This window comes from Thiomicrospira sp. S5 (assembly GCF_003991075.1).
GTDB lineage: Bacteria > Pseudomonadota > Gammaproteobacteria > Thiomicrospirales > Thiomicrospiraceae > Hydrogenovibrio > Hydrogenovibrio thermophilus.
The window spans coordinates 523365-536776 of record NZ_CP014470.1; the positions used below are offsets into that span (position 1 = coordinate 523365).

General features: G+C 49.3%; 10 protein-coding genes, 3 tRNA genes and 3 rRNA genes. 15 read left to right on the forward strand and 1 reads right to left on the reverse strand.

Features of this window, described 5'->3' with window-relative positions:
• Positions 1-117 precede the first annotated feature (117 nt).
• From AYJ59_RS02370 to AYJ59_RS02385, 4 genes are read left to right on the forward strand one after another with little or no spacing between them, the layout of a single operon-like run.
• On the forward strand, positions 118-567 hold the full coding sequence (locus AYJ59_RS02370; protein WP_051673434.1) for a rhodanese-like domain-containing protein: 450 nt from the start codon (positions 118-120) through the stop codon (positions 565-567).
• Complete coding sequence (grxC, locus tag AYJ59_RS02375) at positions 564-830, forward strand: glutaredoxin 3 (RefSeq protein ID WP_237260364.1); 267 nt, start codon at positions 564-566, stop codon at positions 828-830. Before AYJ59_RS02370 ends, grxC begins: the two co-directional genes overlap by 4 nt.
• 35 nt (positions 831-865) lie before the next feature.
• A complete protein-coding gene (secB, locus tag AYJ59_RS02380) occupies positions 866-1306 on the forward strand; it encodes a protein-export chaperone SecB (protein ID WP_029938901.1) in 441 nt (146 codons plus the stop codon).
• Positions 1307-1333: 27 nt separating this feature from the next.
• On the forward strand, positions 1334-2368 hold the full coding sequence (locus AYJ59_RS02385) for an NAD(P)H-dependent glycerol-3-phosphate dehydrogenase (RefSeq protein WP_127119223.1): 1035 nt from the start codon (positions 1334-1336) through the stop codon (positions 2366-2368).
• Between the two features lie 57 nt (positions 2369-2425).
• Here the strand turns inward: AYJ59_RS02385 and AYJ59_RS02390 are convergent, their stop codons facing one another.
• Positions 2426-2899, reverse strand: a complete 474-nt coding sequence (locus AYJ59_RS02390; protein WP_127119224.1) for a tRNA (cytidine(34)-2'-O)-methyltransferase — start codon at positions 2897-2899, stop codon at positions 2426-2428.
• A gap of 23 nt (positions 2900-2922) precedes the next feature.
• Here AYJ59_RS02390 and AYJ59_RS02395 point away from each other — a divergent pair, with 23 nt between their 5' ends.
• From AYJ59_RS02395 to fabA, 11 genes are all read left to right on the forward strand, one after another.
• The gene (locus tag AYJ59_RS02395) at positions 2923-3870 is read left to right on the forward strand and encodes a dihydroorotate dehydrogenase (protein WP_127119225.1); all 948 of its coding nucleotides are present in this window, start codon (positions 2923-2925) and stop codon (positions 3868-3870) included.
• A 53-nt stretch (positions 3871-3923) separates the two neighbouring features.
• Complete coding sequence (tyrS, locus tag AYJ59_RS02400; protein ID WP_127119226.1) at positions 3924-5117, forward strand: tyrosine--tRNA ligase; 1194 nt, start codon at positions 3924-3926, stop codon at positions 5115-5117.
• A 541-nt stretch (positions 5118-5658) separates the two neighbouring features.
• Positions 5659-7214 (forward strand): 16S ribosomal RNA (locus AYJ59_RS02405).
• A gap of 78 nt (positions 7215-7292) precedes the next feature.
• Positions 7293-7369, forward strand: a tRNA-Ile gene (locus AYJ59_RS02410).
• 6 nt (positions 7370-7375) lie between these two features.
• Positions 7376-7451 (forward strand) — tRNA-Ala (locus AYJ59_RS02415).
• A gap of 442 nt (positions 7452-7893) precedes the next feature.
• Positions 7894-10753 (forward strand): 23S ribosomal RNA (locus tag AYJ59_RS02420).
• Positions 10754-10954: 201 nt separating this feature from the next.
• Positions 10955-11069, forward strand: a 5S ribosomal RNA gene (gene rrf, locus AYJ59_RS02425).
• Together the 16S, 23S and 5S rRNA genes with 2 tRNA genes alongside form the textbook arrangement of a ribosomal RNA operon.
• Before the next feature lie 87 nt (positions 11070-11156).
• Positions 11157-11888, forward strand: a complete 732-nt coding sequence (locus AYJ59_RS02430) for a biotin--[acetyl-CoA-carboxylase] ligase (RefSeq protein WP_164730728.1) — start codon at positions 11157-11159, stop codon at positions 11886-11888.
• 12 nt (positions 11889-11900) lie between these two features.
• Complete coding sequence (locus AYJ59_RS02435) at positions 11901-12653, forward strand: type III pantothenate kinase (RefSeq protein ID WP_127119228.1); 753 nt, start codon at positions 11901-11903, stop codon at positions 12651-12653.
• A 47-nt stretch (positions 12654-12700) separates the two neighbouring features.
• Positions 12701-12776 (forward strand) — tRNA-Thr (locus AYJ59_RS02440).
• Between the two features lie 119 nt (positions 12777-12895).
• Positions 12896-13411, forward strand: a complete 516-nt coding sequence (fabA, locus tag AYJ59_RS02445) for a 3-hydroxyacyl-[acyl-carrier-protein] dehydratase FabA (protein ID WP_029938894.1) — start codon at positions 12896-12898, stop codon at positions 13409-13411.
• Position 13412 lies beyond the last annotated feature (1 nt).

The window sequence follows — 13412 nt, forward strand, 5'->3', positions numbered from 1 at the left end:
TTCGGGTAGGTTGGCCGCAAAAGCAAATAAAATTTTAAAATGTCATTTATTGTAACCAGTTTCACTGTTAAAATCATTAGCTTTGAATTTTGGCTGATGTTATTTAAGGGAATATGAATGTTTATTGAATTTGTGCAAGAGCAAATTTTTCTGTTCATCGCATTGGGCGTGATTGTCGCCATGTTGTTCTACAGTTATTTCGGTGACAAGGTGTCGGGTTATAAGAGTGTGAATGCCGACGAAGCGGTTCGTTTGTATAACTCGGGTGCTTGGGTGTTGGATGTGCGCAGTGATGCGGAGTTCAAGACCGGTTACATCGGCGAAGCGGAAAATATTCCCTCCACGGAAGTGACGAAAAAAATGGATGCGGTTTTGCCGCATAAGGACGAACCGGTGCTGGTGTACTGCCAATCCGGTATGCGTTCGGCTTCCGTGGCCAAGCAATTGGTGAAACAAGGTTTTAAAGAAGTGAATAACCTGAGCGGTGGGATTTTGTCCTGGAAAAACGCCGGGTTGCCTTTGAATAAGCCGGTTTCTAAAAAAAAACTAAAAAGAGAAAAAAAGTGAGTTCGAAAATGCCGGAAGTCGTCGTTTACGCAACCCAAACCTGCCCGTTCTGCACCATGGCGAGAAATCTCCTGGAAGGTAAAGGGGTGGAATATCAATTGATCGATGTCGGTAACGACCGTGCCATGTGGGCCGAGTTGCAAGCCAAGACCGGTCGTAACACTGTGCCTCAGGTGTTTGTTGGCGAACATCACGTCGGCGGCTTTGACGATTTGTCGGCGGCAGACAATTCCGGAGAGCTGGATAAGCTTTTGGCCGGATAATCCAGAATTCAGATTAATCTTGTTAAGGAAAGAACATGGCAGAACAACAGGAAAAACAGTTTTCCATCCAAAAAATTTACACGCGTAACATTTCATTTGAATCACCGAATGCACCGGAGATTTTCACGCAAGAGTTTCAGCCACAGTTGGATGTGGATTTGAATGTCGAGACCTCCTCACTGGAAGACGGCGTGTATCATGCCGTGGTGCGTGTCACGGCGACCACGAAAGTGGACGACAAAACCGCATTTTTGTGTGAAGTCGAGCAGGCCGGTATTTTCAGCATTGTCGGTTTTGATGAAGGCGAGTTGAATTATTTGCTGGGAACGCAATGCCCGAATACGTTGTTCCCTTATGCGCGTGAAGCGATTTCCGAAATGGTCACGCGCGGCGGTTTCCCGCAGTTGTTGTTGGAACCGGTGAACTTCGATGCGATGTACGCCAGCCACTTGCAGCAGCAAGAGACGCAGCAGTAAAGTTTCTATTTCTGATTTGAAGGTCTCATGACGTCGAACGCTTCTCAACAACGTATTGCGGTGCTCGGAGCTGGCGCCTGGGGTTCGGCCTTGGCCATTCATTTGGCTAAGAATGGACACGATATTCAGCTTTGGGAACACGACCCAAAACGCGCAGGCTTGTTGCAAAAACACCGCGAAAACGAGCGTTATCTTAAAGGAATCGCGTTTCCGGAGCGTTTGACTGTGACCAGTGATTTGGCCGAAGCCTTGCATTCGGTGGATGCGGTTCTGCTGGTGGTGCCGAGTCATGTGTTTCGCGAAGTGCTGCATCACGTCGCCGAAGTACGTGATTTGAATCAAGCGCCAGTGCATTTCGCTTGGGCGACCAAAGGCTTTGAGCCGGGCAGCAGTTTGATGTTGCACCAGATCGTCGAGCAGGAATTGCACAACCGTTTCCCGGTGGCGGTTCTGTCCGGTCCGACGTTTGCCGATGAGGTGGCGCGCGGTTTACCGACGGCGATGGTCAGTGCCTCGGCCGACACCTCCGAAGCGCAGTTCTGGGCGGATGCCTTTCATTGTGATACGTTTCGTATGTACACCCAGTCCGATATTGTCGGAGTGGAAGTGGGGGGCGCCTATAAAAATATTATGGCGATTGCCACCGGGTTGTCGGATGGGCTTCAGCTGGGGGCCAATGCGCGTGCCGCGCTCATTGGACGCGGCATGAAGGAGATGATGCGTTTCGGCGCGGCCTTGGGCGCGAAGCCGGAAACCTTGATGGGGTTGTCAGGCCTGGGCGATTTGGTCTTAACCTGTACCGATAATTTATCCCGTAACCGCCGTTTCGGGTTGCGCATGGCGCAGTCGGGCTTGTCGTCGGACGCCGTGATTGACGAAATCGGTCAGGTTGTGGAGGGCGTCAAAGCCGCCAAAGCGGTGAAGCGAATTGCGGAACAGCACGGGTTGGATTTGCCGATTATGGAACAGGTCTATCGCATTATCACCGGCGAAAAAACCGCACAAGAAGCGGTGAGTGCGTTGATGCACCGTGACGGGCGTTCCGAAACCGAGCATTTTTAAGCCGGTTTGTAATTTGGCATCGGCACCAAAACCACCAGGCCTGGTGGTTTTTTCGGTTCAGTGGCTGGGTAAATCCATATCAAAATCAAGCTGGCGCCAGGCCTCATAAGCCATGACGGAAACCGCATTGGCCAGATTTAAACTGCGGCCGCCCGGCACCATTGGGATGGTGAGACGCTGTTCAGCGGGCAGGCTTTCCAATACGTCGGCAGGCAAGCCACGACTTTCCGGACCGAATAAAAAGGCATCGCCGTTTTCAAAGTTCGGTTCGGTATAATAACGGTCGGTTTTGGTCGTCAGCGCGAACACCCGATTCGGTTGTAAGTTTGCGAGGCAGGCGTCGAGCGAAGCGTGTTCATGCAGGTTGGCCAGTTCGGCATAATCCAAACCGGCGCGGCGGACTTTCTTTTCGCTGAGGTCGAAGGCATAGGGTTGAATCAAATGCAGGTGCGCGCCCATATTGGCGCTGAGTCGAATCAGCGCGCCGGTGTTTTGAGGAATTTCCGGTTCATAGAGAATAATGTGAATCATAATTTAATGTAATGGTGAAAAACTTGGTTGATTTGTCGGTTGATTTAAAAGGTATTCGGTTTGCAAACCCGGTGGCGATGGCTTCCGGTAATGCCGGTTACGGTTTCGAGTACCAAGCGGTGTCCGGTTTTTCCAATCGGGATGTGGGGGCCGTCTTTCTCAAAGGCACCACCTTGGAGCCGAAGCTCGGCAACAAACCGGAGCGCGTCATGGAATCGCCTTGCGGGTTGCTGAATTCCATCGGTTTGCAAAACCCGGGCGCGCATGCCGTGATTGCAGATTATCTACCAAAGCTCGATTTAAGCCAAACACAATTTATCATTAATGTCTCCGGCTCTTCGGTGGAAGAGTATGCGGAAGTGGTGCGTTTGTTTGATCAAACCGACTTGCCGGCCATTGAGGTGAATATTTCGTGCCCGAATGTGAAAAAAGGCGGTGCGGCCTTCGGGAATGATCCGGAGATGGCCGCGCGTGTGGTTGAGGCGTGTCGGGCCAGTACAAGCAAGCCGTTGATTGTGAAGTTGTCGCCGAACCAGACCGATATTGCCGAAGGTGCGCGCCGGGTGATTGATGCCGGTGCGGATATCTTGTCGGCGATTAATACGATGATGGGGATGCAAATCGATATTGATTCCGCCACGCCGACATTGGGTAATAACCAAGGCGGGCTTTCCGGCCCGGCGATTAAGCCGATTGCCTTATTAAAAGTGCATCAGGTCTATCAAGTGGCCAAGCAATATGACGTGCCGATTATCGGTTTGGGCGGGATCGCCTCGGCGGAAGACGCGATTGAATTCATTCTGGCGGGAGCGTCGATGGTGGCCATCGGCACCGCCATCGCCAAAGATCCGTTGCTGGTGAAAAAAGTGTCGAAAGGCGTGGAGCGATATATGAGGCGTCACGGCTATGCCTCGGTTAACGAGATGACGGGCCGCTTGACGCTGAACACCGATACCGTTTTGTGCGGGTAAAACACAACCGAATATAGAAAGAATAAACAGTGATTTTGAATAGAAAGATTGAGATGAAAACAGTAGAAGAACAATTAGCGATTATCAAACGGGGCGCCGAAGAGATTCTGGTCGAGAAAGAATTGGTGGAAAAGTTGGAGTCGGGCAAGCCGTTGAAGGTGAAAGCCGGTTTCGACCCGACGGCGCCGGATTTGCACTTAGGGCACACGGTCTTGATTAACAAGCTGAAGCAGTTTCAGGATTTAGGGCATGAAATTTTGTTCCTGATCGGTGATTTCACCGCCATGATTGGTGACCCGACCGGCAAAAGCGCGACACGCCCGCCGTTGTCGGAAGAGGATGTGCTGCGCAATGCCGAAACCTATAAAGAGCAGGTGTTCAAGATTTTGGATCCGGCCAAAACCCAAGTCGTATTCAATTCCGAGTGGATGTCCAAGTTGACGGCGGCGGATATGATTAAGTTGGCCGGCACCACGACGGTGGCACGAATGTTAGAGCGTAACGACTTTGGTGATCGTTATGCGTCCAATACGCCGATTGCGATTCACGAATTCCTGTATCCGTTGGTGCAGGGGTATGACTCCGTTGCGATGGATGCGGACATCGAGCTGGGTGGAACCGACCAGAAGTTCAATTTGTTGATGGGGCGTACCCTGCAACAGCATTACGGTAAAAGTGCTCAGTGTACGTTGACGATGCCGATTTTGGAGGGCTTGGACGGCGTGCAAAAAATGTCCAAGTCCTTGGGGAACTATATTGGTATCAAAGATGCCCCGAATGATATGTTCGGGAAAGTGATGTCGATTTCCGATGAATTGATGTGGCGTTATTTTGAACTTTTGTCGTTTGAGACCTTGGAAACCATTGCCGGTTATCAGCAGGCGGTGAAAGACGGCGAAAATCCGCGCAACATTAAAATCAAGTTGGCGTTGGAGTTGATTGAGCGTTTCCATGATAAAGAAAGTGCCGAAGCGGCGTTGAAAGATTTCGAAACCCGTTTCTCCAAAAACGCCATTCCGGATGATATGCCGGAATTCACGTTTCACGACGTTATGCCGTTGGCGAATGTATTGAAAGAGGCCGGTTTGGTCGCTTCAACTTCCGACGGACATCGTATGGTGAAACAAGGGGCGGTCAAGTTGAATGGCGAAAAAGTGTCCGATAGCCGGGCGCCGGTTGAAAATTGCGAAGGCCAAGTCTATCAAGTGGGTAAACGAAAATTTGCCCGAATCACCGTTCAGGCTTAAGCGAAAACCGCTGTCTTAAAAACCGCCAGGCCTGGCGGTTTTTTTATTTTAAAGAGGTCGAAAACGACAAGTACTTTGATATTAAACGGGAAATCGAATAATTGTTAAAAATGGCCTGAAATTTTTTTCAAAAAAGATGCAAAAAGCTATTGCAAAAAACTGGAGAGGCTATAGAATACGCATCTCTTTCACGGAGACGCCAAAAACAACACTGCAAACGGAGTTGAATAAAGCGGGAACGGGGAAGAAAAAAAAGCGTAAAAAAAGCTTGACGGAAACAAAATCAAGCGCCTATAATACGCGGCTTACCGAGACAGGGTGCAGCGCACTGGGTTGAGGAAAAGCAAGACCAAGAGTTCTTTAAAAATCAGGTAATTCAGAGATAATTTATGTGGAAGTTGCTTAGGTAAGTGGCTGTCCAAAAATAAATATCTCGACAACTATGTATATGGTTAATCACATTTATGTGAAACATGTACCTGTTAATTTCGAGTGTTTAATTCGTGCAGACAAGCACACAAAAAAATCGAGTAAAAAGATTAAACTGAAGAGTTTGATCCTGGCTCAGAATGAACGCTGGCGGCAGGCCTAACACATGCAAGTCGAACGGAAACGACAAGAACAAACTCTTCGGAGGGCGATCTTGGGCGTCGAGTGGCGGACGGGTGAGTAACGCGTGGGAATCTACCCTTTAGTTGGGGACAACATATGGAAACGTATGCTAATACCGAATATGCTCTACGGAGTAAAGGTGGCCTCTACTTGTAAGCTATCGCTAAAGGATGAGCCCGCGTTAGATTAGCTAGTTGGTGGGGTAAAGGCCTACCAAGGCGACGATCTATAGCTGGTTTGAGAGGATGATCAGCCACACTGGGACTGAGACACGGCCCAGACTCCTACGGGAGGCAGCAGTGGGGAATATTGCACAATGAGGGAAACCTTGATGCAGCCATGCCGCGTGTGTGAAGAAGGCCCGAGGGTTGTAAAGCACTTTCAATTGTGAGGAAAGGTTAGTCGCTAATATCGGCTAGCTGTGACGTTAACTTTAGAAGAAGCACCGGCTAACTCTGTGCCAGCAGCCGCGGTAATACAGAGGGTGCAAGCGTTATTCGGAATTACTGGGCGTAAAGCGCGCGTAGGCGGACTGTTAAGTCGGTTGTGAAAGCCCTGGGCTCAACCTAGGAATTGCATCCGATACTGGCAATCTAGAGTTTAGGAGAGGGAAGTGGAATTCCTGGTGTAGCAGTGAAATGCGTAGATATCAGGAGGAACATCAGTGGCGAAGGCGACTTCCTGGCCTAAAACTGACGCTGAGGTGCGAAAGCGTGGGTAGCGAACGGGATTAGATACCCCGGTAGTCCACGCCGTAAACGATGTCAACTAGCTGTTGGCCTTATTAAAAAGGTTAGTAGCGTAGCTAACGCGCTAAGTTGACCGCCTGGGGAGTACGGTCGCAAGATTAAAACTCAAAGGAATTGACGGGGGCCCGCACAAGCGGTGGAGCATGTGGTTTAATTCGATGCAACGCGAAGAACCTTACCATCCCTTGACATCCTGCGAACTTTCTAGAGATAGATTGGTGCCTTCGGGAACGCAGTGACAGGTGCTGCATGGCTGTCGTCAGCTCGTGTCGTGAGATGTTGGGTTAAGTCCCGCAACGAGCGCAACCCTTATCTTTAGTTGCTACCATTTAGTTGAGAACTCTAAAGAGACTGCCGGTGATAAACCGGAGGAAGGCGGGGACGACGTCAAGTCATCATGGCCCTTATGGGATGGGCTACACACGTGCTACAATGGGGGGTACAAAGAGCAGCTAGCTGGCGACAGTGCGCGAATCTCATAAAACCTCTCGTAGTCCGGATCGGAGTCTGCAACTCGACTCCGTGAAGTCGGAATCGCTAGTAATCGTGAATCAGAATGTCACGGTGAATACGTTCCCGGGCCTTGTACACACCGCCCGTCACACCATGGGAGTGGGTTGCAAAAGAAGTGGGTAGTCTAACCTTCGGGAGGGCGCTCACCACTTTGTGATTCATGACTGGGGTGAAGTCGTAACAAGGTAGCCCTAGCGGAAGCTGGGGCTGGATCACCTCCTTTAAGACAAAGACGGCCGCGAGCCTAAGTTAGCTTTCACATAAATTGTCTCTGAATTACTGAGAAAAACGAGAACGACCTGGGTCTGTAGCTCAGTTGGTTAGAGCGCACCCCTGATAAGGGTGAGGTCGGTGGTTCAAATCCACCCAGACCCACCAATGAATGGGGCTATAGCTCAGCTGGGAGAGCGCCTGCCTTGCACGCAGGAGGTCTGCGGTTCGATCCCGCATAGCTCCACCACTACACCTGTGAATAGGTTCTGACTTTAAGTCTAAAGCAGAGGTTATTCACAGTCGTATTGGTGACAATAGACTGAAGAAAGAAATAGATCTTTAACAATTAGGAAAAATCTCTAAGTGACTGTCGAGCGTCACGTTTGGTTTAACAATTTTAAAAAGTTAAATTGAAAAGACGCACGACAGTGTAGTTAGAAACATACAGAATACCGACATATTCTGTATGACCGGCATTCAAGCAACTCCAACAGCTTGAATGCCAAGGTAACAATGTATCTTAAAGAGTTCAAACACACGCAAGTGTGATGATACAAACTCAAGCGAGAACATGTCAGCGTAAAACTTTAGTCATTGCAGCGAAATAGGCTTTGATTGAGACATGGTTTTTTATGTATTTAAAAGATGATGGATCAACACAAAAGGTCAAGGTTATTTTTGAGTTGTATAGTTAAGTGACTAAGCGTACACGGTGGATGCCTAGGCGGTAGAAGGCGACGAAGGACGTAGTAACTTGCGATAAGCCACGGGGAGTTAGTAAACAAGCTTTGATCCGTGGATTTCCGAATGGGAAAACCCATCCTTTATGGATATCCCCTTGTGGGAGGCTAACCCGGAGAACTGAAACATCTAAGTACCCGGAAGGAAAAGAAATCAACCGAGATTCCCCAAGTAGCGGCGAGCGAACGGGGACCAGCCCTAAAGCATTTATTAAGATAGCAGAACAGTCTGGAAAGTCTGACGATACAAGGTGATAGTCCTGTATGCGAAATCTTATTAAGTGTTATTCGAGTAGGACGGAACACGTGAAATTCTGTCTGAACATGGGGGGACCACCCTCCAAGGCTAAATACTCTCTACCGACCGATAGTGAACCAGTACCGTGAGGGAAAGGCGAAAAGAACCCCTGGAGGGGAGTGAAATAGAACCTGAAACCGTGTACGTACAAGCAGTAGGAGCCCTTCGGGGTGACTGCGTACCTTTTGTATAATGGGTCAGCGACTTACGTTATGTTGCGAGGTTAACTGAATAAGGGAGCCGAAGGGAAACCGAGTCTTAAATGGGCGACTAGTAGCATGGCGTAGACCCGAAACCGGGCGATCTATCCATGGCCAGGTTGAAGGTGCCGTAACAGGTACTGGAGGACCGAACCCACGTATGTTGAAAAATGCGGGGATGAGCTGTGGATCGGAGTGAAAGGCTAATCAAGCCCGGAGATAGCTGGTTCTCCTCGAAATCTATTTAGGTAGAGCCTCATGTCTCACTGCTGGGGGTAGAGCACTGTTATGGTCTAGCGGGCCGTCAAGGCTTAGCAGCCCATTGCAAACTCCGAATACCAGCAAGTGCAATCATGGGAGACAGACTGCGGGTGCTAACGTCCGTAGTCAAGAGGGAAACAACCCAGACCACCAGCTAAGGTCCCTAAACACTACTCAGTGGGAAAGGATGTGGGAAGGCTTAGACAGTCAGGAGGTTGGCTTAGAAGCAGCCACCCTTTAAAGAAAGCGTAATAGCTCACTGATCGAGTCGGCCTGCGCCGAAGATTTAACGGGGCTAAGTAGTGTACCGAAGCTGTGGATGCCATTTATGGCATGGTAGAGGAGCGTCGTGTAAGCCTGCGAAGGGGTGTTGTAAAGCATCCTGGAGGTATCACGAGTGCGAATGCTGACATGAGTAGCGATAAAGGGAGTGAAAAGCTCCCTCGCCGAAAGACCAAGGTTTCCTACGCAACGTTAATCGACGTAGGGTTAGTCGACCCCTAAGACGAGGCCGAGAGGCGTAGTCGATGGGAAGCAGGTTAATATTCCTGCACTTTTTATAACTGCGATGGAGGGACGGAGAAGGCTAAACTAGCTTGCTGATGGTTGCAAGTTTAAGGTAGTAGGCAGAGATCTTAGGCAAATCCGGGATCTTAATGCTGAGAACTGATGACGAGTCCTCTTTTGGACGAAGTAGTTGATGCCATGCTTCCAAGAAAAGCTTCTAAGCTTCAGGTTATAAAGAATCGTACCCCAAACCAACACAGGTGGTCAGGATGAGAATTCCAAGGCGCTTGAGAGAACTCGGGTGAAGGAACTAGGCAAAATAACACCGTAACTTCGGGAGAAGGTGTGCCCCTGCCGGTGATGAGACTTGCTCTCTAAGCTAGTGGGGGTTGCAGAGACCAGGTGGCTGCAACTGTTTACTAAAAACATAGCACTGTGCAAAATCGAAAGATGACGTATACGGTGTGACGCCTGCCCGGTGCCGGAAGGTTAATTGATGGGGTTAGCTTAGGCGAAGCTCTTGATCGAAGCCCCGGTAAACGGCGGCCGTAACTATAACGGTCCTAAGGTAGCGAAATTCCTTGTCGGGTAAGTTCCGACCTGCACGAATGGCGTAATGATGGCCACACTGTCTCCACCCGAGACTCAGCGAAATTGAACTCGCAGTTAAGATGCTGCGTACCCGCGGCTAGACGGAAAGACCCCGTGAACCTTTACTACAGCTTTGCACTGGACTTTGATACTATCTGTGTAGGATAGGTGGGAGGCTTTGAAGCAGTGACGCCAGTCATTGTGGAGCCATCCTTGAAATACCACCCTGATATTATTGAGGTTCTAACCTAGGGCAGTGAATCCTGCTCAGGGACAGTGTATGGTGGGTAGTTTGACTGGGGCGGTCTCCTCCCAAAGTGTAACGGAGGAGCGCGAAGGTACCCTCAGCACGGTCGGACATCGTGCAATGAGCGCAAGAGTAAAAGGGTGCTTGACTGCGAGACAGACACGTCGAGCAGGTGCGAAAGCAGGTTCTAGTGATCCGGTGGTTCTGTGTGGAAGGGCCATCGCTCAACGGATAAAAGGTACTCCGGGGATAACAGGCTGATACCGCCCAAGAGTTCATATCGACGGCGGTGTTTGGCACCTCGATGTCGGCTCATCACATCCTGGGGCTGAAGTCGGTCCCAAGGGTATGGCTGTTCGCCATTTAAAGTGGTACGCGAGCTGGGTTTAGAACGTCGTGAGACAGTTCGGTCCCTATCTGCCGTGGGCGTTGGAGAATTGAGAGGGGCTGCTCCTAGTACGAGAGGACCGGAGTGGACGAACCTCTGGTGTTCCGGTTGTCACGCCAGTGGCACTGCCGGGTAGCTATGTTCGGAAAGGATAACCGCTGAAAGCATCTAAGTGGGAAACCTGCCTCGAGATAAGTTCTCCCTAGACTTTAAGTCTTCTTAAGGGCCGTTAAAGACTATGACGTTGATAGGCTGGGTGTGGAAGTTCAGTAATGGATGAAGCTAACCAGTACTAATTACCCGTGAGGCTTAACTATACAACTCAAAAGTAACTTTTGAGCAATGACTCGAAGTATGACGTGAAGACGTGTTCGAGCTTGAGTTTAGTATTAAGAACGCTTTAAGCGCATTGTGACATCATGTGAGATAGCATGAGATAAGCTGACTCGAAAAGCTTAAGAGATTTTTCCGAATTCAGTGAGCTGTCTGTTTAATAGACAACTTACATAACCAAATTGCTTGGGGACCATAGCGAGATGGAACCACCTGATTCCATTCCGAACTCAGTAGTGAAACGTCTTAGCGCCGATGGTAGTGTGGGAGGTCCCATGTGAGAGTAGGTCATCCCCAAGCTTATATTCCTAAAAACCCGTCTTTATGATGGGTTTTTTTTTGCCTGGGATTTATACAATAGGGGTTCCAGGTTTTGAAGAGATGTGTATGTCGTTTACGTCTGAATTGTATCAAACGATTGAATTAAGCGAAGTTGATTCAACCAACCGTTATCTGAAAACCGAATTGTCCGAGGGGCGGTTGACGGGACCGATTTTTTGCCGTGCGCACAGTCAGACAGCAGGTTATGGCCAGCGAGGCCGTGCGTGGACGCAGTCGTTGGATTCGCTAACGTTTTCAATTGCGCTGCCTTTCGACGGTCGTATTGGCGAAATGCCGTTTATTTCAGCGCAAATTGCCTTATTGCTACGACAATCGATTGCCGGGGCATCTCATGCCACGAATTTGACCGTTAAGTGGCCAAATGATGTCTTTCTGGATGGAAAAAAGGTGGCAGGCTGTCTGATTGAAATGCTCAGTCCGTCACCTTCGCGTAAGGAAGGTTATTTGATTATCGGGGTGGGTGTGAATTGTTCTCCGGTATCGGGTGACGGATTTGATGCCCAATATGTGAACGATTTGGATTCGGAGCGTTTTTTTCAATCGTTTTCAGTAGCACTATATGAATTGTTCATGGTGGATGTGCCCCCTGTTTTTAAATTGAGCGAATGGCGAAATCATGATTTTTTTACGCCGGGGCAGGAAGTGATTGTGTATCATAACGACTCGTCCGAAACAGGCCGATACGACGGGTTGGATGAGATGGCATGTGCCATGGTCGAGATTGAAGGCCGAGTGAAACGTTACCAGTCCGGTGCGGTTTCCATTCGGCCGTTATGAGTGAGATAAAGAATGTTGATTTTTTTTGAACTGGGAAATACACGGCTGAAAGCGGCTTCGTTGAAAAAGGGCCGTTACGACTATCTGGGATCAGTCAATCATGCCGAGATGACTTCAGACAGCTTGTTGACCGATTTGGGTTTACAGGGTGTTGATGTGGATGCCGTGTATGTCTGTTCTGTGGTGGATTCGGAGTCCAATGCGAAGTTCAATGAATGGATTCAACAGGCATTTAAACTCTATCCGACGTATCTTGCAACCCAGCCGAACTGCTGTGGTATCCAGTGTGGCTATGACGCTTTTGAAACGTTTGGAGTCGATCGTTGGATGGCCATTATCGGTGCCTGTTCCGGGCAAAATAAGCCAACCTTTATTGTGGATGCCGGGACGGCGATCACCGTGGATGTCGTCATTGAAAAAGAGCACATTGGCGGCTTTATCGTGCCAGGCCTGGCGATTATGAAGCAAAGCCTGTTGGACCAAACCGCACTGAAACCCGAGGCGATACAGCTGAAGGATGAGACCATGTCTTCCGGTTTATTGGCCACCAATACCGCTGAAGCCGTGGCTGGCGGCACGCTTTATATGGTGGCGGCTTATCTGAACGCTCTTCTGGCAGACTTGGAAAAGGAAACCGGTCGACGATTCGATTGTGTGGGGACTGGCGGGGACTTTCCGATCATTGAACCCCTGCTGGATAAGTCGTTCGATTATGTCGAAGACCTGACGTTACAAGGCATGGTCGAGGTCATCGAAAGTTTATAAAAAACAGTTGACATAAATCGGTAAGAATTTATAATACGCCGCATTCAGCCGACATAGCACAATTGGTAGTGCAACTGATTTGTAATCAGTAGGTTGGGGGTTCAAGTCCCTCTGTCGGCACCATCTTCCAAGCCCGCATTCCAAAAGGGAATCGCGGGCTTTTTTGTATGTGGGAATTGCGTTGTAATGGAAATCTCACTACTGTTATAATAGGATTTATAACTTGTCAATTTGGAAAATACATGGAAAAGCAGTCTAGCTATAATAAAGAAGAACTTTTATCTTGCGGGCGCGGCGAATTATTCGGCCCAGGTAACGCCCAACTTCCATTGCCACCGATGTTAATGTTTGATCGTATCAGCCACATTTCCGAAGAAGGTGGGGCTTATGGGAAAGGAGAAATCCGCGCTGAGCTAGACGTAACTGAAGACCTGTGGTTTTTCGAATGCCACTTCAATAACGATCCGGTCATGCCGGGCTGCCTGGGGTTGGATGCCATGTGGCAGTTGATCGGTTTCTACCTAGGGTGGACCGGTGGTCCTGGACGCGGCCGTGCGCTAGGCGCCGGTGAAGTCAAATTTTATGGCCAGGTCTTGCCGAAGGCCAAAAAAGTCGAATATGTGATTGATATCAAGCGGGTCATCAAACGTAAGTTATATATGGGCATTGCCAATGCTCATTTGTTCGTGGATGGGCGTGAAATTTATTCAGCGGATGACTTGAAAGTCGGATTGTTTACAAATACGGATAGTTTTTAAC